Source organism: Geomonas azotofigens (assembly GCF_018919395.1).
Lineage (GTDB): Bacteria > Desulfobacterota > Desulfuromonadia > Geobacterales > Geobacteraceae > Geomonas > Geomonas azotofigens.
Map to the genome: position 1 here is coordinate 112684 of NZ_JAHLME010000004.1, position 20778 is coordinate 133461.

A 20778-nucleotide genomic window follows, 5' to 3' on the forward strand; every position below is an offset into this window, starting at 1 on the left:
TTTTCTTTTAAAAGCAAATCTCACCTAATCTCCAACCAATCCCTAAAGCATTCGCAGATTTACCCGATAGGTGCACAATGGCCCTTTAAAGTAAGGTCGCCCTTTGTCGCACGTACAGTCGGAGCTACCCTTGTCGATCGACGATCAGCCACTCTACAACAGCAAGATCATCAGTATCTTCGTGAGCCTCCTGCGCAAGAAGTATCCGCACGTCGACGTGCCGGAACTGCTGCGCTACGCGGAGATAACCCCTTACGAGCTCAGCGACGAGGGGCACTGGCTGACCCAGCGCCAGGTGGACCGCTTCCATGCCCGTATGACCCAGGTGGTTGGGAAGGACATCTCCAGGGAAGGGGGGCGCTACGCGGCCTCCGAGGCCGCCCACGGCATGATGATGAAGTACACGTTCGGGCTGATCGGACCGGCCAACACGCTGCTCGCCATCGGCAAGTGTTCCGGCAACTTCAGCCGGTCCGGAACCTACTCGGCGACCAAGCTGGCCGACAACAAGGTGGAGATTACCGTCGTGCCGCACGAGGGTGTTGAGGAACAGCCCTACCAGTGCGAGAACCGCATGGGCCTCTTCGAGGCGGTGGTAATGCTGTTCAACTACCAGTCCCCCGACATCGAACACAACGAGTGCATCTTCCAGGGGGGCGAGTGCTGCCGCTACATCGTCTCCTGGAAGAAGACGCTCTACGCCACGGTGCGCAGCGCGAGGAACCGGCTCATCCCCATCGCGCTCGTCGCCTACGCGCTGTCGCAGCATTTCTGGCAGGTGGGGCACCTCGTGGAAGTCCTCACCTCCCTCGCCTTTTTCGCCCTGGGGAGTTCCTACCTGGCACAGCGGCTGGAAACCCGGGAATTCGTCACCGCACTCGCCCAGGTGAAGGAGTCGACCGAGCAGGTGCTCGCGCAGATGGGGGTCAACTACAACAACGCGCGCATGGTCAACGAGGTCGGCCAGGCGCTCAGCAAGCAGGCGGGCATCAGCGACGTGCTGGGCAACGTGATCAAGGTGATCGAGAAGCGGCTCGGTTACGACCGTTGCGTCATCATGCTGGCCGACGCCAGGAAGTCGCGTCTCACCTTGAGCACCGGCTACGGGTATACCGACGAGCAACGCGATGCGCTTCTCCAAACCTCCTTCGACCTGACCGCTCCCGACACCCAGGGCGTTTTCGTCACCTGCTTCCGTGACAACCAGAGCCGGTTCGTGAGCGACTTCGCCGATGTGGCCCACCTGCACACGCCGCGCAGCGTGGTGTTGTCGCAGGAACTGGAGGCGCGCTCCTTCATCTGTTGCCCCATCGCCTGCGATGGCGAGGTGCTGGGGATCCTGGCCGTCGACAACAAGAAAACGCAGCGCCCGCTGATGCAGAGCGACCTGAGTCTCCTGACCGGGATCGCACCGGTCATCGGCATGAGCCTGCGTAACGCCATCCACCTCGAGCGGGAGCGGCGCATGTCCGAGCAGATCCGGCAGTCCCAGAAGATGGAATCCGTCGGCGTACTGGCGGGAGGCATCGCGCACGACTTCAACAACCTGCTGACCGGCATGATGGGGTTCGTCGCGCTGGCCCAGATGAAGCTGAAAAAAGACGACCCGGCCCAGGAGTACCTGGAACAGGTGCTGAACGCGGCGGAGCGGGCCGCTTCGCTCACCCAGGGCTTGCTCGCCTTCAGCAGGAAACAGGTCAACCATCCAGAGCCCGTCAACCTGAACCAGGTGGTCGACCACCTGCGCAAGCTCCTGAGCCGGCTCGTAACGGCGAAGATTACGCTGCACATCGAGCTGTGGCCGGAGAAGCTGGCGGTCGTGGCGGACTCCGGGCAGATCGACCAAGTCATCACGAACCTTGTCAACAACGCACGCGACGCCATGCCGGAAGGGGGGACCCTCACCATCTGCACCAGCTTGATGGAGATGAACGAGGAGTGGATCGACCAGCGCGGGTATGGGAGGCAGGGGAGCTACGCGGTGATCTCGGTGACCGATACCGGCACCGGCATCGACGAGGCGACCAAGGCCCACGTGCTGGAACCGTTCTTCACCACCAAGGAGGTCGGCAAGGGGAGCGGGCTGGGGCTGGCCATCGTCTACGGCATCGTCAAGCAGCACGAAGGGTACGTGGAAATCGACAGCACCCCCGGCATCGGGACCACCCTCAACGTCTACCTCCCGCTCCTCACCGGCGCGGCCGCGGCGGGAGTTCCCGAACTGAGACACGCCGACACCGGGGCCCCGGCGGTCACCGTGTTCAGCCGTCCAGAAAGCCGACCCACTTCACCCTGAGCGTCGCCACGCCGAACTCCTCCTCGACCACCCCCTTCAACAGGTAGGGGCGGCGCTGCGAGAGCTTACGGCAAAAGCGCGCGTAGACATCGGGGAAAAAGGTGGCGTCGAAGATCGCCGTCACGTCCTCGAAGGAGACGAATTCCATCGGGCGGCCGTGCTTGTCCTCCACCGTCTTGGTCGTGATCCACCATCCCACCATGGTCACCCACTGACCCGAATGCGTGATCAACTCCGAAGCCTTGATGGGGCGGTGCCGCTGCCACTGGGCCTTGTACAGGGCGAGCGGGTGCCGGGAGGCGAGAAAACCCAGCGCCTCCACCTCCTGCCGCAACACCGTTTCCGCGTCGTAGGGGGGCGGCGTGGGGAGCTCGGTGTTCTGCTCGAAGAGGAGCGCCGTCGCCTGCTGCTGGAAATGGAGCAGTTCCCACAAGAGCGCCGGCCGCCTCTGTTCCCCCTCCAGGACGTCGAAGCATCCCGCCTTCACGAGCCGCTCCGCATCCGCCCGCTGCACGTTAGCCCGGCGCAGGAAGTCCCGAAACGACGTGAACGCCCCGTGCTCGCGGCGCTCCTTGAGAAGGCGCTGCGCCCCCTCCCGGGTCAGCCCGTCGATCTGCATCAATCCGATGCGCAGCGTTTTCTCGAAGCCGGTGTAGTGGTAGTCGCTCTCGTTGACGTCCGGCGGCAGGATGGCGAGCCCGAGCCTTCGCCCCTCCGAGATGTAGGCGAAGGGGGAGTAGTAGCCACCCTGGTTGGAGATGACCGCGGCGATGAACTGGGCGGGGTGGTTCGCCTTCATGTAGGCGGCCTTGGCGCTCAACAGTGCGTAACTCGCCGAATGCGGCTTGCAGAAGGAATAACCGGCGAACGATAGGATCTGGTCCCAGATCGCGTCCAGCACCGGACCGGTGACGCCGCGCTCCTTCCCTCCCGCCATGAACTTGGCGCGGAAGTCCTCCAGCCGCTTGCCCCGGTGCTTCTTGGTGATCACCTTCCTGAGCTGGTCCCCCTCGCTTGCCGAGAAGCCCGCGAGCTCCATGGCGATCTGGGTGATCTGCTCCTGGTAAATGGCGATCCCCAGCGTCTCCCCCAGGACCGGCTCCAGGAGCGGGTGCAGGTGCGCCCATTTCTTTCCCTGCATGCGGGCGATGTATTCCTGGATGAAGCAGTTCGCGGCCGGCCGGATGATCGAGGAGGCCTGCACCAGCACCTCGAAGAGGTCGATGGCGAAGGTCTCCGCCGGCGCGGTGGAACTCCAGATCTTTCGCAAGAGCAGGCGCACCGAGGGGGATTCCAGGTAGAAGCAGCCGATGGTGAGGCCGCGGCGCATCAGGCTCTGCGTCCTGTCGTCCTCAAGCGGGCGCCAGCTCGCGTAGTCGATCTCTATCCCCTTTTGCTCCTGCACCGCCGCCATCGCGTCGCGGATGACGGCCAGCGAGCGGTTGCCCAGGATGTCGATCTTCACGAGCCCCGCGTCCTCGGCCTGGTCCTTTTCCCACTGGATCAGCGGCAGCCCCTTGTGCGAAATCTCCACCGGGACGTACCTGCGGATCTCGTCGGGGACGATGACGAGCCCCCCGCAATGCAGCGAAAGGTGGCGCAACTGGCCGTTCAGGCGGCGCGCCGTGGCAAGGATCTCCTGCCAGTCCGGCGAGAGCGTTTCCCCCTGGAACAGCGGGTGCGCCGCCATCGCCGCCGCGGTCTGCTCCGCCCGCCAGAAACCCGAGATCCGCTCCGTCATCTCCTTGATCTCGAAGTCCGGCAGCCCGTACACCTTGGCCACCTCGCGCAGGGCCGATCTCCCCTTGAACCCAACCTGGTTCGCCACCATCGCGGCGCGTCTGGCGCCGTAGCGGGCGAAGGCGAAATCGAGGATGGCGTCCCGCTCGTCCCACGGGAAGTCCACGTCGATGTCGGGCGGGTCGCTGCGCCCCTCGTTTAGGAAGCGTTCGAAGAAGAGGTTGTGGCGGATGGGGTCGACGTGGGTGATGCCGAGGCAGTAGGCGACCAGGGACGCCGCCGCGCTCCCCCGGCCGCAGGTGCGTTGGGACTGCTTGGTGATTTCCTCCACCACCAGGAAGTAGTGGGCGAACCCCTTGTCGCGGATGATGGCCAGTTCCTTTTGCAGGCGCGCCTCCACGTTGGGGGCGATCGAGCCGTAGCGCCAGAGCGCACCTTCCCGGGCGCGGCGGTTGAGCGTCGTGAAGGCGTCGTCGTTGCCCAGTCCGCGGAAGGCGGGGAAGATGGTGCGGGAGAAATCCCACTCCCTGCGGCACATCTCAGCTATGCGCCGTGAGTTTGTCAGCGCCTCCGGGCAGTGCGGGAAGAACTCCGCCATCTGCGCCGCGTCGTAGAGCGCGTCCGATTCCGAAGCCGTCTGTTCCGGCGTCAGCCGTGACAGTTTCGTGTTGAGGTCGATGGCCCGCAGCACCCGGTGCAAGTGGAAGTCGCTGAGTAAAGGGGACTGGCTCCGCCAGGTGCCTGTCCCCTTTCCCTCTTGGGCTATGGCGTTGGCGTCGGCAGCATTGGAGTGAGGGGGACAGGCACCTGCGGAGCCAGTCCCCTTCGCAGCGCGCAGCAGTGCCCGTGCCGTCGCCACCGCCGGCAGCCTGAGTTCCCGCGATACCGCCAGTGCCCGGTGCATGTCGTGTCCCGGCGACAGCTCCACGAAGAGCCCCTCCGCGGAGGTCCTCTTGAGGTGCGAGAGCAGGCGCCGGTCGTCGCTCAAGACGATCACGCCGTGCCGGTAGCGGGAAAGCGCGTGGCAGAGGTCGAACGACTTGTCGCAGTGGAGGTCGGACAGAAGCCGCGAGATGTTGGCGTACCCTTCCTGGTCGGCAGCCAGGAGCACCGCGCGGTTTTGCTCCGTCACCGCCTCACAGCCGATGAGGGGCGAGATCCCCGCCTCGCGCGCCGCGTTGAGGAACCGCGGCACCCCGTAGAGCCCGTTGCGGTCGGTTATGGCGAGCGTGTCGAACCCCAGCCGCACCGCCTCCGCGCAAAGCGCCTCCGGCGGCAGCACCCCCCAGTTGGGGGAGAGGGAAGAATGTACGTGGAGATGGACGAACATCAGGAAACCTAATTGACAGGGATAAAAGGGATACAAGGGATGAACACGGGCTCCGCCCCCGGAGGGGGAGGGCCAGGGAGGGGGAGGTTTAAGGACTAGGCCGTTAGGTGTTGACCAGACGTCTGGTTCTTGCCGTTATCCCTTTTATCCCCTTTATCCCTGTTAATGCCTTAGTTTTTAGTGACGGTCATGTACTTATTCTGCTCCGGATCCCATTTCGGCGGCGCCTCGCTGGCGAGGGTCACTTCCCGGCGCGCCGCCAGTCCCTTCCCCCAGCGCACCGCGTTCCGGCCATGCTTATCCCTGAGCTGATCCAGCGTCTCCTGCAGGTCGCTCTCCTTCCTGGACACCTGCGTCGGCTCGGCCGCGAAGAGATCCATCTGCCCCGCATCCTGTGCCACCTCGTCGCAGCTGAGCCGCAACCCCTTGACCCGCTGACGCCTCTTGCAGGTGGCGAAGAACAACTCCTCCACGGCCGCGAGCAGCGGCAGATCCAGTGAGACCGGCACCGGCAATACCTTCTTTCCCTGCTGACTGACCCCGTCCGCGTACATCACCGAGAGCGTGATCTTGCGCGCCCCCTTGCGCAGACGCCGCAACCTCAGGCCGCATCCTTCCACCAGCCGCAGCAGCTCCGAAAGCAAGATGGCGTCGTCGTTCTCCTCCTGCTCCAAAAGCCCTTCCTCGACGATCTCCGTCGACATGCGCGGCGGCTGCACGGGAGAGCGGTCGATGCCGCAGGCCCGGTCGTGCAAGAGGGGCGCGAACGGCCCCACGGCCAGCCGCAGTTGCGGTACCGAGAGCGCCGCGACCTCTTGCACCAGTTTCAGGTTGAGATCGCGAAAGAGGAGCGTCTGCCGCGACTCCCCCACGCCGGGCAACACCGACACCGGGAACGGCGCCAGGAAAGGACGCTCGGCGCCGTGGAAGACGTCATATACTCCCGGCTCCCGCATGGTGTCCGCCGCGACCCGCGACACCAGCTTGTTGCCACCCGCGCCGGCCATGGCCTCCAGCCCCAACTCACCCGCTATCGACTTCTCCAGGCGCGCCGCCACGTCGCGCGCCGGGCCGAAGAGTCTTCTCGACGCGGTCACGTCCAGGAAAACGCGCCCCGCTCCTAGTTCCACGATCGGAGTAAACTCCGCCGATAGCTCCATGAGGGCTTGACTCCCCTTGGCCATCAGGTGCGGATCCGGCGCGATGACGATGAGCGACGGACAGGACCTGCGCGCGTGATAGATCGGCGTCCCCACATGCACCCCTTCGGCGGCAGCTTCCGGCGAGACCGCTTGCAGCAGCGCGCGTTCCGAGTTGAGCGGCGCCACCGCGACCGGGCGCCCGCGCAGCTGCGAATGGATCACCCGTGCCAGCGCGATGGGAAAGGCGGGCACCGTTATGTGGAGGATTTCCCGGTCCACTTGCGATAAAACCTCATGGAGCCCACCAGCACTCCCCTGATATGAAACTCATCCTCTTCGGTAACCGTGATAGGGCTCATGGCCGAGTTGGCCGGCAGCAGCTGGATCGTGTTCCCCTTGCGCAGGTACTTCTTGATGGTGATCGAGCCGTTCACCTCCGCGATCACCGTCTGGCCGTTCTCCGCGACCGCCTGCGGATGCACCGCCACGTAATCGCCGTCCATGATCCCCATCTCCACCATGGAATCCCCGCGCACCTCGTAGACCACGTTTCCCGGTCCCGCCATGGCCGAGGGAACCTCGATGGCGTCCGCCAGTTCGTAGGCGTGCACCGGTTGCCCCGCCGCCACGATCCCGACCAGCGGCAGTTCCATCCGTTCCGACGGCGCAATGGCCGATCCGGCGATTTCCGCCGCCGGATGCGCCGGAGCCGACAGTTGCAATCCTCGTTTCGCGTTCGAGCGGCGCGCCAGGTGCCCGTGTCGCTCCAGCGAGCGGAGGTAATGCTGCACCGTTCCCAGCGACTCGAAGCCGCACCCCTGCGCGATTTCCAACTGCGAAGGCTGGTACCCGTGGCGACTCACGAAATCCAGAATGAAATCAAGCACCCTCTTCTGTTTAGGTGTCATCCCCACCTCCATCCCATTGCACTTATATCAACCTCTTTGAGGGACGATTGCCCCTCGATCAGGAATGGGAGGATACTCGCAAGTTTGTCGTAAGTCAAGGGGCAGCCGAAGGCCAGCAGGAGGAGGAGGGGGGGGAGGAGGAAGAGCAGATGGTAGATGGTAGATAGTAGGAGAGGATGAAACTCCGTACGAGTCGACGCGACTGGGAAGGAGTGAAATGTGTCAGCGGCAACAGAGCGCGGGAAGAAAGCTCATAAGAGGTTGGATACGGCAGTTCAACGCTTTACGGACGCGGGAGCCCGAGCCATTTCCGGATCGCATCCAGTCATCCAGCGGGAGATCATCTACCGCCTCCTGACGGGGGACCAGGGAGAACGGCTGCGCCAGATAGCATCTACCGGCAGCCAGAGCAGTCAAATAGCGCGTGCCATTGATTGGCTAAAGGGCAATTTCAGCAACCCTCTGCGGATCGAAGATCTGGCGAACAAGGTCAACATGAGCACCTCGACATTCCACCATCATTTCCGGACCCTGACCGCCATGAGCCCGCTGCAGTACCAGAAAATGCTGCGCCTGAACGAGGCCCGGCGCCTGATGCTGGCTGAGCGCCTCGATGCTACAACGGCAGCTTTCAACGTGGGGTACGAGAGTGCTTCCCAGTTCTGCCGCGAGTACGGCCGTCTCTTTGGTGCACCTCCCTTGAGGGACATCAACAGGCTGCGGCAGACATCTGCCGCAGCCTGAGAAATTCAGCGGGAGCCGATGCGTCTTTTGTACCTGTAGAGCAGCAGACTCAGCAAGTCTCTATGCTTCCGCGTTGAACACGCAAGCGGTCCCATTCGGCTTGAAACATCTGTTGCAGGAAATGCAAAGCGCGCGACGGCGGTCTCCTCCTTGCCAGCGTTCAACCAGGTTGGGCTCGCGGATCAGCGGCCGGGACAGGGATACTGCGGTGACCCCCGTGCGCTGGATAAATTCGGTCATGGCGTCGAAGTCGCGGTTTCCCCCAACCGCGATCACCGGAACCGGGAGCTCCTGTGCGAGGTGCTCGGCAGACGAGCCAAAGTACCCCTCTTCCTTTCGGCAGGGACCCGCGCTCGGCGGTGACGCCGCATATCCTCCGCTGACCTCAATGGCGTCTATCCCCAGTTCGACGAGCCTTCTGCAGACAAACCGGCACTCATCGAAGGTCATCCCCTGTTCAATAAAGTCTTCGCTGTTGATCTTGATCAGTACTGGGTACGCCGGTCCCACCTTTTCGCGTACCGCGCAGTAGGTTTCGAAGAGCGCCCGCCCCCTGTTCTCGATGGAGCCGCCGTATTCGTCGCTGCGGCGGTTGTAGTAGGGAGTCAGGAACCGGCTCAGCAGATACCCGTGCGCCATGTGCAGCTGAACCCCGTCGAATCCGGCCTGCTTCGCTCTCAGGGCCCCCGTTGCGAAGTCCTCCTGCATGCGGGCGATCTCCTCCCGGCTCATTTCCCGTGGCGTTTTCTCAAAGGCAACATCTTTGACGGCACTGGGACCCCAAATTTTTTTGTCCCCTGCAGGGGAGTAGCACTGTGACCCCAAAAAGGCGAGTTGGAGGATAATTGCGGCTCCGTGGTTGTGCACCGCGTCCGTCATGGTCCGGTACTCGGCGATGAAAGAATCGTCGCGGAAGGACATCTGGCCGCTTTCCAACTGCTCCGCATCGCTCACCGAGGTGAGACCGGTGATGATGGTCCCCACCCCCCCCTTAGCGAGATCCTCGTAAGTCTTGTAGAGTCTTGCAGTGGGGTGCCCCTTGTCGTCGGAGAATCCGTCGTAGGTGGCTGAGCGAAAAAAACGGTTCTTCAGCTTCATTCCGGCAATGGTGATCGGGTCGAACAGAGTCTTCATTTTTCCCTCCTGGGTTCATTGTTCCGTTAACTTTGCCGGCACATGAACCTGGCGTTTAATTTCTGAGGCCAATCGGGCACACCGAGAAGCAGCGAAAGCAGTAATATTGATAGCCAATGGAACCTGCCTGGTACAGGCTTAAGTACTCCGGACTTTGGAGCATCGCCTTCTGCTCGTCGCGGGTCGCATCACCATAGCGGGACCAGAAAGCGATATTGGCCCCCATTCCGAATGGCTGACTCTTTCCTAGACATTTCCGCACATCAGTCTTTCCCGCATCGTTGAGTGCACCTGCAGGGCAGTTGCTCACGCACAGTCCGCAGTCGGTGCAGGAATTGATTTCCACGGGCACATCCGGCGCAAGTTCAAGTTTGGTAAGTATTGCCGTGAAAATCACCCTGGTCCCGAAGCGAGGATGAACAACCAAATTGTGGCGGCCAAAGGTGCCTAGTCCCGCGGCGACAGCGGCATGACGCAACGACACTTCACCTACTCCGATCTTTCCGGGGGTGTTGAAATCCATCGGATATCCGACTGGAACGGTCATTGCGGGGCTGCCGAGCGTACCTTCCACAAAGCGGCCCATACGGTAACAGGCGGAACGGGAAAATTCCATGAGATCGAGCCTGGCGCTCATTGCCATCTGCGGACTTGGGCTTTCACATGCCGCGAGTTCCCGAAACGCCATGACGATCATGGATCTGGCGCCGGGGAATAGAGACTCAATTGAAGGAGAGTTGGGACTGCGATAGTCACAGACCGATGCGAACCCAACATCATCTACACCCCACCCAAGGGCTAAATCGCGTATGCGTTCTTTCATCTCTACTCCTCTCAACTATTTAGACCGGTCTATGTAGTGGTGGGCGCAAAAAAAACTTATTATCCTTCTCGCTGAGAGAGAAAGACATTGAAATATAAGTGGATGAAATCTTTTAATGGCTGTGCGGACTTTTTCACCTTTGAGCGAAGCAGTGCTCCCTGGAATGACGAAATCAGGTTTTCCGCCAGCATTTCAACGTTTATTTCTGCGGGAATGGTATGCGCATCCTGTGCTTGCAGGAGTAATTCTGACAACCCCTTTGTCCAGTTTTGCAGAGATTGCTCAAGGCGTTGCCGAACGTTCTCGAAATGGTCGGACATCTCCAGGCCCAGGTTGCCAAGCAAGCACCCCTTGGAGCAATCATTACTTTCAAATATGGCGATGATGGTTTCGAAGCTCTTTTTGACACGTTCCAGCGGTGGTAAAGAGTCGTCGGCCAAAATGGGATAGAGGACTTCCATCCTGTCCTCGACAAATTTATCGATAATGGCAAGGCCGAATTCTTCTTTGCTGGAGAAGAAGTTGTAAAAAGAACCCTTTGGGATCTTCGCCTGCTTCAGAATCGTCTCAACACCGGTAGCACTAAACCCCTTGCTTAGCACGAGGTCGAGCCCGACCTGGACGATGTCATCTTTGTTGTGAATTCGTTTCATGGCATCGGACTTTAGACCGGTCAGTCTAATGTGTCAAGAAGTTTTCCTCAGGGCGGTTTGACTGTGCCTCACACATCACCTCAAGAAACAGCAATCACCGCCCTTTAGGTCTAGCCGATGGACCGGATTTTCTTTTCCCTCCCCGGTCCAATGAGCAAATATCATTTCCCCGCCCACCGGCAGTGGTATCCATGCCTGCACCAGCGCTCTCGTGGATATTTAGTTGTTTGCCCACAACACACCTCCTATCCGTTGCCGTGGCGCCCCCTTGTCCCGATACACCACTTTTTTGTATATCCAGACGATCAGGCAAAAATAAGACAGGATCTAACTACCTCCTTTTATTGCACGGGTGTACGATTCAATCACCAGCACGCTCCTGCAAACAGTAAACGGAGGACAGTATGAAAAAGCGAAAATTGGGGAACAGCGGTTTGGAGGTATCGGCCATCGGCATGGGTTGCATGAACTTGAGCTTCGGTACCGGCAAAGCGGTCGACATAAGCGAAGGGGTCGAGGTGATCCGGGCCGGCTATGAGCAAGGCATCACCTTCTTTGACACCGCGGAGGCGTACGGCCCTTTCACCAACGAGGAACTGGTCGGCCATGCGCTTGAGCCATTCCGCAAGGAAGTAATCCTCGCCACCAAGTTCGGCATGATTTCCGAGGATGGCGGACTCAACAGCCGTCCTGAACACATCAAAAAGGTCGCGGATGCTTCGTTGAAAAGGCTGAGGACAGACTACATCGACCTGTTCTACCAACACCGGGTCGACCCGAACGTGCCGATCGAGGATGTGGCCGGGGCAGTAAAGGAGCTGATCGACGCAGGGAAGGTCAGGCATTTCGGTCTTTCCGAGGCAGGAGCCGACACGATTCGCCGCGCTCACGCGGTGCAGCCGGTGGCCGCAGTGCAGAATCAGTATTCCATCTGGACCCGGGAGCCGGAAGCCGAGGTGTTGCCGGTGTGCGAGGAGTTGGGGATTGGCTTCGTCCCCTGGGGGCCCCTCGGCACTGGCTTTCTGACCGGTGCCATCACCCCCGACACCGAGTTCGACAGTGCGACCGACCTGCGGGCCACCTTCCCCCGCTTCACACGGGAAGCGATGAAAGCCAACATGCCCCTGGTGGAAATGCTAAATGACATTGCCCGCGGCAAAGGGGTTTCTACGGTGCAAATCGCCCTGGCATGGCTGCTGGCACAAAAGCCGTTCATCGTACCCATTCCGGGCATGGATAAACTCGAATACATCGAGGACAACATAAAATCCGCCTCACTGGAGCTGACGCCGACCGACCTGCAAGAGATCGAGAGGCGGCTTGCGGTGATCGCCATCCAGGGAGACCGACTCTCCAAAGAACTGCTGTCCCTTTCGGAGGAATAGCAGAGGAGTCTCGCAAAGCATTTGATAGGAGCTAGTTATGAGCAACGTAATCGTAGTTATCGGTGCCGGATCGATCGGTCAGGCTATAGCGCGACGGGTCAGCGTCGGCAAGCACGTCCTGCTGGCCGATCTGCGCCGGGATAATGTCGAGGCGGCTGCGAAGGTCCTCGGCGATGCCGGATACAAGGTGAGCACGGCAATCGTCGATGTATCCTCGCGTGACTCGGTTCACACCCTGGTCGAGACGGCCACCGCGATCGGCCCCGTCTCCGGTGTCATTCATGCCGCTGGTGTTTCCCCCTCTCAAGCAGCACCGGCTACCATCCTCAAGGTTGATCTGTACGGCACGGCGCTGGTGCTCGAGGAATTCGGCAACGTGATCGTGCCTGGCGGAGCAGGGGTGGTAATCGCTTCCCAGTCCGGTCACCGCCTCCCGGCTCTGACTCCCGAGCAGGACAAGGCGTTGGCGACAACCCCTACCGAGGAACTGCTCGCTTTGCCGATGCTCCAGCCGGACCAGGTGACTGACCCCCTCCACGCCTACCAGATTTCCAAGCGCGGCAACTCGCTGCGGGTCATGGCTGAGGCCGTGCGGTGGGGCAAGCGTGGCGCACGGGTCAACACGATAAGCCCGGGCATCATTATCACTCCTCTTGCTAATGACGAACTCACCGGTCCGCGTGGCGAGGGCTACCGCCGCATGATCGAGCTCTCTCCGGCCGGGCGTGCCGGAACCCCGGATGAGGTGGGGGCGGTTGCTGCTCTGCTGATGGGGCCGGACGGGACCTTCATCACCGGTAGCGATTTCCTGATGGACGGCGGGGTCACGGCCTCTTACTGGTTCGGCGATCTGGCGCCGAAGTGAGCGCAGGGCTCGCTGCCCTCGCAACCGAACGACATCTTCATTACTGCATCTAAAAAAACTTTCAGGAGAACCAAAGTGAACAATTTCATTTTCAGCATTCCCACCACCGCTTACTTCGGAAAAGGGCAAATTGAGATCCTCGGCGAGACCATCAAGACCCATGGTGGCTCAAAGGTGCTGTTGGCGTATGGCGGCGGGAGCATCAGGCAAAACGGCATCTACGAGGCGATCCTCCAGCAGTTTCGCAAAGCCGGTCTCGCCCATGTGGAGTTGAGCGGGATTCAGCCGAACCCGCGGATTGAAAGCGTGGAAGAAGGGATCGAAATCTATCGTGCAAACCGCTGCGATTTCATCCTGGCGGTGGGAGGCGGATCGACACTGGACGCCTGTAAGGCCATTGCAGCCGGCGTGAAATATGACGGCCCGGTGACCGATCTCTTTGTCGATGAATCAGGTATCTCATCCAAGATCGCTGCCGTAGCTCCCCTGGCGACCATTCTGACCATGGCCGGAACCGGCTCGGAACTGGACATGGGGGGTGTCATCACCGTCGGCAACGACCATAAGAAAAAAGTGGTCCTGCACCCTCTTCTCAATCCCAAGTTCTCGATCCTCGATCCCGAGTACACCTACACCGTCCCGGAATATCACTCCATGGCCGGCGTAGCGGACATCCTCTGCCATCTGATGGAGCAGTACTTTACCCCGGACGTCGCCACCACCGTTCAGGACCGCATGAACGAGGGGGTCATGAAGGCGGTGCTGGAGGAGGCCCCGAAAATTCTGGCCGACCCTAAGGACTACGACGCTCGTGCCAACATCATGTGGGCCAGTTCCATGGCCTTGGCCGGATTCCAGTTTGTGCTCGGTAAGCCGGGATTCCCCTTCCCGCTGCACGGCATGGGGCACGAACTTTCCAGCAAGTACGACATGACCCATGGAGTGACCCTTGCGTTGCTGACGCCTTCCTGGATGCGTCACACCATGGCTTCCGCTCCTGAGCACCTGCCGGTCTTCGCCAGATTTGCTAGAAATGTCATGGAGGTCCGTGAGGGGGACGATGCCAAAGCGGCGGAAGAAGGTGTTAAGAGGCTGGAAGCCTTTTACTCAGCGATCAAGATGCCGGCGAACTTGCGCGAGGCGGGCGTCAAGGAAGATGACCTGGAAGTCATGGCAGAGAAAGCTGTGGAAAACGGGAAACTGGGCATCTTGACCTCCATTGGTAAGGACGAGGCGCTTCAGATCATGCGGATGGCATTTTAAAAACAAGCCAGAGGACAATAGAATGAAAGCAATTGCGATAAACGGCAGCCCAAGGCCGGGCGGCAATACGGAAATCCTTCTTAAGAAAACCCTCGAACCGCTGGAGGCCGCCGGTTGGGACACCGAGTACCTGCGGATAGGCGGGAAACCGCTGCGGGGCTGCGTAGCCTGCATGCAGTGCGTCGAACGGCAAAACGGCAAGTGCGCCATCGAGAGCGACGCCATGAACGAGTATATCGAAAAGATGTTCGCCGCCGACGCTATTATCCTCGGCTCGCCGACCTACTTTGCCGATGTCACTTCGGAGCTGAAGGCACTGATCGATCGGGCCGGCTTTGTAGCGCTGGCAAACGGCGGCGCTTTCAGCGGCAAGATCGGGGCTGCGGTCGTGGCGGTCCGCCGCGGCGGTGCGACCCACGTCTTCGACACCATCAACCATATGTTCCTCACCTCCTCGATGATCGTCCCCGGCTCCCTGTACTGGAACCTGGGTGTGGGGTGTCTCAAAGAGGAAGTGCGAGGTGATGAGGAGGCTCTGCACAACATGGAGCATCTGGGGCGGACCATCGCATGGCTCGGCAAGGGCCTGGCGTCGGCCGACCCCTTTCCCAAAGTTGCCGTTGAACTTCATTAAATACGCGCCAAAAGCCGCAGCGCCTATGACCGCGTCCTGCAGGATCGTGGGGGAGGCCCTCGCGCCTCTCCGGGGGCAGGTGGTGATCGCCACCAAGTTCGGGTTTGAGCTTGGGCGCACTGACAAGCAGCAGGTTCTGTGCATGGCGATAGGTATCCTCCCCATCTGCAGCAGCGGGTGGGGCGCTGAAACAGGGAGAGAGACATGCCTGATACGTCAGGCCGTTAAAGAAAAGGAGCAAGGCATGAGCAAAGACGATTTGAGTAAGAGTGTGATTTTCCCCGTCGGAGAAAAACTGGACAGTGACAAATTCAAAGGCACGGTATGGCTTAATATGCTGACTCCGTTCAATTCGGCCCTCCCCATCGGTAACGTGACCTTCGAGCCCGGATGCCGCAACAATTGGCACAAGCACGCCGGTGGCCAGATCCTGCTGGTGACAGGGGGGCGTGGCTATTACCAGGAGTGGGGCAAGCCGGCCAGGGAGCTAGGTGCCGGAGACGTGGTCGAAATCCCGGCCGACGTCAAACACTGGCATGGCGCGGCCAAAGATAGCTGGTTCGTGCACCTTGCCATCGAGGTCCACCCCGAAAAGGGACCAGCAACCTGGCTGGAGCCGGTAGCGGACGTCGAATACAACAAATTGAGTTAACGAGGATCATATGGCTATCAGCGAGACTGCAGAAAAAAACCATGAGGAACTCTTTCCAAATCACCAGTCGACCCTGAAGGTCACCGACCCGGAACTGATCGAGGTGTTCGACAACTTCGCCTTCGACGAGGTGCTCAGCCACGGGAGCCTCGACTCCAGGAGGCGCCTGATGATCATCCTGGCATCGATGATCGCAAGCCAGGCTTTGGGGGAATACCGGGTGATGGTCGGCGGCGCCCTTAACATCGGGGTCACACCCGTCGAGGTGAAGGAAATCGTGTACCAGGCGGTGCCCTACGTGGGGATCGCGAAGGTTTTCGACGTTCTCTTGGCGACTAACGAGATCCTGCAAAGCAGGGGAATACCGCTGCCGCTGGAGGGCCAGTCGACCACGTCGCCCGAGACGCGATTCGACCGAGGGCTGGCGCTCCAGAAGGAGATCTTCGGAGAGGCCATCGAGACGATGTACCTGCAGGCGCCAGAAGGGCAGCGCCACATTCAGGAGTTCTTGTCGGCGAACTGTTTCGGCGATTATGTCGCCAGGGGCGGGCTCGACATCAACACGCGGGAGCTCCTCACCTTCTCGATGCTGCTGTCACTCGGCGGGTGCGAGCCGCAGTTGAAAGGACACATCCAGGGAAACATGAACATCGGCAACGGTAAGGAACTCCTGCTGGAGGTCATCACCCAGCTCATCCCCTACGTCGGGTATCCCCGCGCCCTTAATGCTTTGCGCTGCCTAAATGAAGTCGGATAGCGAACAGGTGAGACCATCCACGTAAACTGAATACTCCGAGAGAGGGCGAACACAATGAGTCAGACTTGTACTCCGTTACTTTCAGCCTGGCAGAGCTTCTATGTCATGGTCGGTTCTGCTGCGGCAGCGGTCATCGCTATCCAGTTCGTGGTGATTACCCTGATTGCCAATCTGCGCCGATCCGTCCCGTCGGAAACCCTCAGCGCCTTCGCGACCCCCACCGTGGTTCAGTTGGGAAGCGCCCTGCTGGTCTCCGCGATAATGAGCGCTCCGTGGCCGTCTCTATGCTCTGTGGGAATTGTGCTTGCCCTGTTCGGTTTGGCTGGACTCGTTTACAAAGCCACAGTCATCCGTCGGGCACGCAGCCAAACCTACTACCAACCGGAGAGGGAGGATTGGATATGGTATGCGCTGCTTCCCGGCATTGCGTATGTGACCATTGCAATCGCTGCGTTACTCCTGTGGACCTACCCCTGTACCGCGCTCTTCGCAACCGCAGCCGGTGCCCTCGCCCTGCTGCTGATCGGTCTCCACAACGCATGGGACACGGTCATACACATCGTTGTGGTCAGGCTCCCCGGCGAGGCCGAGGAGTGAACCGCTGGGTCTATAATTGGTGGAACAACCATACTTGGATTCTCGCGAAAACAAGTGTAGAATGCGCCAACCTGTAGAGATCCGCAGGCTTCCACTCCAGTACAGTAGGCGGGGGAACCATGAAACTGTTTCGGCAAGTGGCAATCACCCTTGCACTGGCATCGGTGATCTGCGGGCTGACCTATACCGCGGTTTCCACATTCGTGGTGCACAAGGCCGAGGAGAATCTCCGCAGCATCATGCTCTCCCACCGCGGCTTTCATGCCTATATCCAGCGCGTCATGCACCCTACCTACTACAAGGCGCGCGAAAACGGACTTATCGATCAGGATTTCTACGCACCGGAGATCCTTTCTTCCTCTTTCATCACGCGCGTCATGCACGACTTCTTTAACGAGGCACGGGTCAAGGACGGTCTCCCTCCCGTCTATTACAAGCTCGCGTCGAACAACCCGCGCAACCCCGTGAACCGGGCCGATGAGCAGGAAGCGGCGTTGATCAAGCTGTTCAATTCCAACCGTAACCTCAAGGAATACAGCAAGGTGGTCTCCGTGAACGGCCATCGACAGCTTATCTATGCCAAACCCTTCCTGGAAACCAACAACGCCTGCCTGCGCTGTCACGGCAAGCGCGATGATGCCCCGAGCGGACTGCAGGCGCTCTACCCGGGTGAAGGCGGGTTCAACGAGAAGGCCGGCGTCATTCGCGCCATCGAATCGATAAGGATTCCCATCGACGACGATCTTTTGGCCGCACTGGTCGCCGCCACCTTCTCGTTGTCCGTGGTGGTAATCCTTGCATTGCTCTACCTGTTCAACGTGAACTTACGCCAGAAGGTGCGGGCGGGAACGCAAGCGCTCCATGACGAAATCGAAGAGCGCAAAGCGGTACAGGAGGCGCTGGCGATAAGCGAGGAGAATTACCGCCAGTTCTCAAACCTCACCTCGGACTACGTGCACAGGTGCTCGCGCAAACTCGGCACTCCCTACCGGATCCAGTGGATTGGCGGGGCGCTTGGCAGCATATCTGGTTACAGCATCGATGAGGTGTGCCAACTGGGGTGCTGGATGCCCTTGGTCCACCCCGAGGACCGGGAGTCGATCGCGACGGCGCTGGAGAGCCTGCATCCAGGCGATACCAGGAAACTCACCTTCCGGATCATCGCCAAAGACCAGAGCGTGCGCTGGATATCAGACTCCTGCCGCTGCGAGCGTGGAGCAGGCGATGACGAACTGATCCTCTACGGCGCCGCTTCGGATATCACGGAACGGGTGCTGGCCGAAGAGATGCTGCAGTTCACCCGGGTCACCGTAAACGCCGTATCCGACGCCATATTCTGGGCCGCACCGGATGGCCGTCTCGTCGACGTCAACGAAGCGGCCTGCCGTAAACTGGGCTACTCCCGCGACGAGTTGCTCGGCATGACCGTTCCCGACATCGACCCGGGGGAAAGCTCGGAGCGACTACAAGAACAGTTTCAGGTGTTGCGCGAGGTACGGACGGCCTGTTTTGAATCCACCCACCGCGCCAAGGACGGGCGGCTCTTTCCCGTGGAGGTGAGCGCCAACTACGTACGACACGGGAACGTCGAGCGTAACTGCGGCATTGCGCGCGACATCTCGGAGCGCAAGGCGATGGAAGAGGCACTGCGTCAAAGCGAGGAGAATTTCCGCAGCATCGTGGAGTCCTCCCCGCTGGCGATGCATTTCTATCGACTGGAGCCAACCGGCGCACTGGTATTCATCGGTGGCAACCCCAGTGCCGACAAGATGTTAGGGATCTCCCACCACGAACTGGTGGGTAAGACGATCGACGAGGCGTTTCCCTTTTTGGCGGGTACCGACCTGCCTGAGCTCTGCCTCAAGGTGGCAAAGGGCGAGCTGGGGCAGCAGTCGTTCGAGCGCAACTTTGACGACGGCGTCATCAAGGGCAGCTTCAGCGTGCAGATGTACTGCAGCGGCGCCAACACGCTTGCCGTCGACTTCATGGACATAACGGAGCGTAAGCGCAGCGAAGAGGAGCGCTTGAACCTGGAGAAGCAGCTCTTGCATGCCCAGAAGCTTGAGAGCCTTGGTGTTCTCGCCGGGGGGATCGCCCATGATTTCAACAACCTCTTGACCTCCATCATTGGGCATACGGACCTCGCTCTGCTGCGCCTAAACCGTGAGTCGCCGGTGCGCGAGAACCTGCATCAAGTGGAACTGGCGGCCACGCGTGCCGCCGATCTCGCCAAGCAGATGCTGGCCTATTCGGGGAAGGGGAAATTCCTCGTGGAGCCGATCGAGCTGAACCGCCTGGTCGAAGAGATGACCAAAATGCTGGAGATCTCGATCTCGAAGCACTGCGTGCTGCGCTTCAACCTTGCCGCTGCACTTCCCTTGGTGGATGCCGATGCGACCCAATTGCGCCAGATCATCATGAACCTGGTGATAAACGCCTCGGAGGCGATAGGAGAAAAGAGCGGCGTCATCGCGGTCAGCACTGGATGCATGCAGTGCGACCGGCGGTATCTGAACAGCTTTTGGCTCAATGAGCAGATACCGGAAGGACTCTACGTCTGGTTCGAGATCGCCGACACCGGCTGCGGCATGGACAAGGAGACCGTGGCGAAGATCTTCGATCCGTTTTTCACCACCAAGTTTACCGGACGCGGCCTGGGGATGGCGGCCGTGCTGGGGATAGTACGGGGGCACAAGGGGGCCATCAAGGTCTACAGCGAACTGGGACAGGGGACTACCTTCAAGGTGCTCCTCCCCGCAGGGGAGCGGTTTAAGGAGTTTCTGGATTGCAGCGCTAAGCAGGAAGACAGCTGGAAAGGGACCGGAACCGTGCTCCTGGTGGACGACGAGGAGACGGTGATCGGGATCGGTAGTGAGATGTTGAAGGAGCTCGGTTTCGAGGTCCTCACCGCGCTGGACGGCAGGGAGGCCGTGGAGGTTTTCAAGGAAAACCGTGGTCGGATTTCAGCCGTGCTCCTCGACCTCACCATGCCACACCTGGACGGGGAGCAGACCTTCCGGGAACTGCGCCTGCTTGACCCTGAGGTGAAGGTGATCATGTCCAGCGGCTACAACGAACAGGAGGTAACCCAGCGCTTCGCCGGCAAGGGGCTGACCGGCTTCATCCAGAAGCCTTACAAGTTCTCAACGTTAAGAAGCATGATCAGCACGCTGCTCCCGTCGCAGCGTTAGGCTGCGGCGTCTAACCGGTGCGCGCAAGGGCTGCGTCCCGGGAATTTCAGGATCAGGACCCTCCCTCCCGGGTCCTTGACCAAAGCACGCTGTCTCATCCTCAGAAGTAATAGATGTGCCCGCCTTTCATCGGGGCGGCAGACCCCTCAAGGGCGCGCCGCTCCTTTCTTACATGTTTCCTAAGAGCGGTTCCTTCCCCATTGAACGGCATCACGGTGTCCTCCATATCTGCTCCTTTCCGCGCGGCCGTTTTCGGTCCCCAGCGATTTGATTAAACCTTAAAGAGTGGTATATAACCCGGTTGATTAGAATAAGCAAATTATGGAGGTCGGTATGGACGAGAGTACACTTATCATGATCGTGGTAGGCGTCGTCGTAATTGTCCTGGCAATTGCATTGTTCGCCCTGTTTCAGCAGCGGCAGACTGCTGGGCTGCGCGGTCGGTTCGGCTCCGAGTACGACCGTACCCTTAGGGAAACAGGCAGCCGGGCCCGCGCGGAGGCCGATCTGAAACAGCGCGAAAAGCGCGTGGAACGGCTGAATATCCGGCAGCTCAGCTCGGAGGATAGCTTCATATTTTTTCAGCCTCACTTCCGCTCTCCGGCGGCCCCTCCCCATGGTCATGGCAGCTCCTTAGGATAAGTTGTTTTACCCCTAATGACCA

The 20778-nt window shown here is 60.2% G+C and carries 16 protein-coding genes and 1 pseudogene; 11 read left to right on the top strand and 6 right to left on the bottom strand.

Annotation, left to right across the window (positions count from 1 at the left end; genetic code table 11):
* The first annotated feature begins 130 nt into the window (after positions 1 to 130).
* A complete protein-coding gene (locus tag KOL99_RS14645; RefSeq protein ID WP_236026260.1) occupies positions 131 to 2296 on the top strand; it encodes a sensor histidine kinase in 2166 nt (721 codons plus the stop codon).
* Here KOL99_RS14645 and KOL99_RS14650 read toward each other — a convergent pair.
* The 3 genes from KOL99_RS14650 to lexA all read right to left on the bottom strand — a co-directional run bounded on the left by KOL99_RS14650 (position 2262) and on the right by lexA (position 7416).
* Complete coding sequence (locus tag KOL99_RS14650; protein WP_216511221.1) at positions 2262 to 5366, bottom strand: DNA polymerase III subunit alpha; 3105 nt, start codon at positions 5364 to 5366, stop codon at positions 2262 to 2264. The two genes, KOL99_RS14645 and KOL99_RS14650, sit on opposite strands and share 35 nt — an antisense overlap.
* Before the next feature lie 170 nt (positions 5367 to 5536).
* On the bottom strand, positions 5537 to 6787 hold the full coding sequence (locus tag KOL99_RS21920) for a DNA polymerase Y family protein (protein ID WP_216511222.1): 1251 nt from the start codon (positions 6785 to 6787) through the stop codon (positions 5537 to 5539).
* Positions 6763 to 7416: a transcriptional repressor LexA gene (gene lexA / locus KOL99_RS14660; RefSeq protein ID WP_216511223.1), complete on the bottom strand. Its 654-nt coding sequence runs from the start codon at positions 7414 to 7416 to the stop codon at positions 6763 to 6765. The genes KOL99_RS21920 and lexA overlap by 25 nt, the downstream gene beginning before the upstream one ends.
* Positions 7417 to 7737: 321 nt before the next feature.
* On the opposite strand from lexA, the pseudogene KOL99_RS14665 reads away from it, so the two are divergent.
* Positions 7738 to 8160 (top strand): annotated as a pseudogene (locus KOL99_RS14665) (helix-turn-helix domain-containing protein); the annotation flags it as partial.
* Between the two features lie 60 nt (positions 8161 to 8220).
* Here the strand turns inward: KOL99_RS14665 and KOL99_RS14670 are convergent.
* Genes KOL99_RS14670 through KOL99_RS14680 form a run of 3 tightly spaced genes read right to left on the bottom strand, consistent with a single transcriptional unit; the run spans position 8221 to position 10770 of the window.
* A complete protein-coding gene (locus KOL99_RS14670) occupies positions 8221 to 9294 on the bottom strand; it encodes an NADH:flavin oxidoreductase (RefSeq protein ID WP_216511224.1) in 1074 nt (357 codons plus the stop codon).
* A gap of 55 nt (positions 9295 to 9349) precedes the next feature.
* A complete protein-coding gene (locus KOL99_RS14675) occupies positions 9350 to 10117 on the bottom strand; it encodes a 4Fe-4S binding protein (RefSeq protein ID WP_216511225.1) in 768 nt (255 codons plus the stop codon).
* 59 nt (positions 10118 to 10176) lie between these two features.
* Positions 10177 to 10770 carry a TetR/AcrR family transcriptional regulator gene (locus KOL99_RS14680; protein WP_216511226.1) on the bottom strand — a complete coding sequence of 198 codons (594 nt, stop codon included), beginning with the start codon at positions 10768 to 10770 and terminating at the stop codon, positions 10177 to 10179.
* 404 nt (positions 10771 to 11174) lie between these two features.
* On the opposite strand from KOL99_RS14680, the gene KOL99_RS14685 reads away from it, so the two are divergent.
* From KOL99_RS14685 to KOL99_RS14725, 9 genes are all read left to right on the top strand, one after another.
* Positions 11175 to 12155: an aldo/keto reductase gene (locus tag KOL99_RS14685; protein ID WP_216511227.1), complete on the top strand. Its 981-nt coding sequence runs from the start codon at positions 11175 to 11177 to the stop codon at positions 12153 to 12155.
* Between the two features lie 37 nt (positions 12156 to 12192).
* Positions 12193 to 13020, top strand: a complete 828-nt coding sequence (locus tag KOL99_RS14690) for an SDR family oxidoreductase (RefSeq protein ID WP_216511228.1) — start codon at positions 12193 to 12195, stop codon at positions 13018 to 13020.
* Positions 13021 to 13095: 75 nt separating this feature from the next.
* Complete coding sequence (locus KOL99_RS14695; RefSeq protein WP_216511229.1) at positions 13096 to 14283, top strand: iron-containing alcohol dehydrogenase; 1188 nt, start codon at positions 13096 to 13098, stop codon at positions 14281 to 14283.
* Positions 14284 to 14305: 22 nt separating this feature from the next.
* Positions 14306 to 14917, top strand: coding sequence for a flavodoxin family protein (locus KOL99_RS14700; RefSeq protein ID WP_216511230.1), 612 nt, complete (start codon positions 14306 to 14308; stop codon positions 14915 to 14917).
* Between the two features lie 244 nt (positions 14918 to 15161).
* Positions 15162 to 15569, top strand: coding sequence for a cupin domain-containing protein (locus KOL99_RS14705; protein ID WP_216511231.1), 408 nt, complete (start codon positions 15162 to 15164; stop codon positions 15567 to 15569).
* Positions 15570 to 15579: 10 nt separating this feature from the next.
* On the top strand, positions 15580 to 16326 hold the full coding sequence (locus KOL99_RS14710; protein ID WP_216511232.1) for a carboxymuconolactone decarboxylase family protein: 747 nt from the start codon (positions 15580 to 15582) through the stop codon (positions 16324 to 16326).
* Between the two features lie 105 nt (positions 16327 to 16431).
* The gene (locus tag KOL99_RS14715; RefSeq protein ID WP_216511233.1) at positions 16432 to 16923 is read left to right on the top strand and encodes a hypothetical protein; all 492 of its coding nucleotides are present in this window, start codon (positions 16432 to 16434) and stop codon (positions 16921 to 16923) included.
* Between the two features lie 119 nt (positions 16924 to 17042).
* Positions 17043 to 20114 (top strand): hybrid sensor histidine kinase/response regulator, encoded by a 3072-nt coding sequence (locus KOL99_RS14720; RefSeq protein WP_216511234.1) that lies wholly within the window; start codon positions 17043 to 17045, stop codon positions 20112 to 20114.
* 333 nt (positions 20115 to 20447) lie between these two features.
* Positions 20448 to 20756 carry a hypothetical protein gene (locus KOL99_RS14725; protein ID WP_216511235.1) on the top strand — a complete coding sequence of 103 codons (309 nt, stop codon included), beginning with the start codon at positions 20448 to 20450 and terminating at the stop codon, positions 20754 to 20756.
* Positions 20757 to 20778 lie beyond the last annotated feature (22 nt).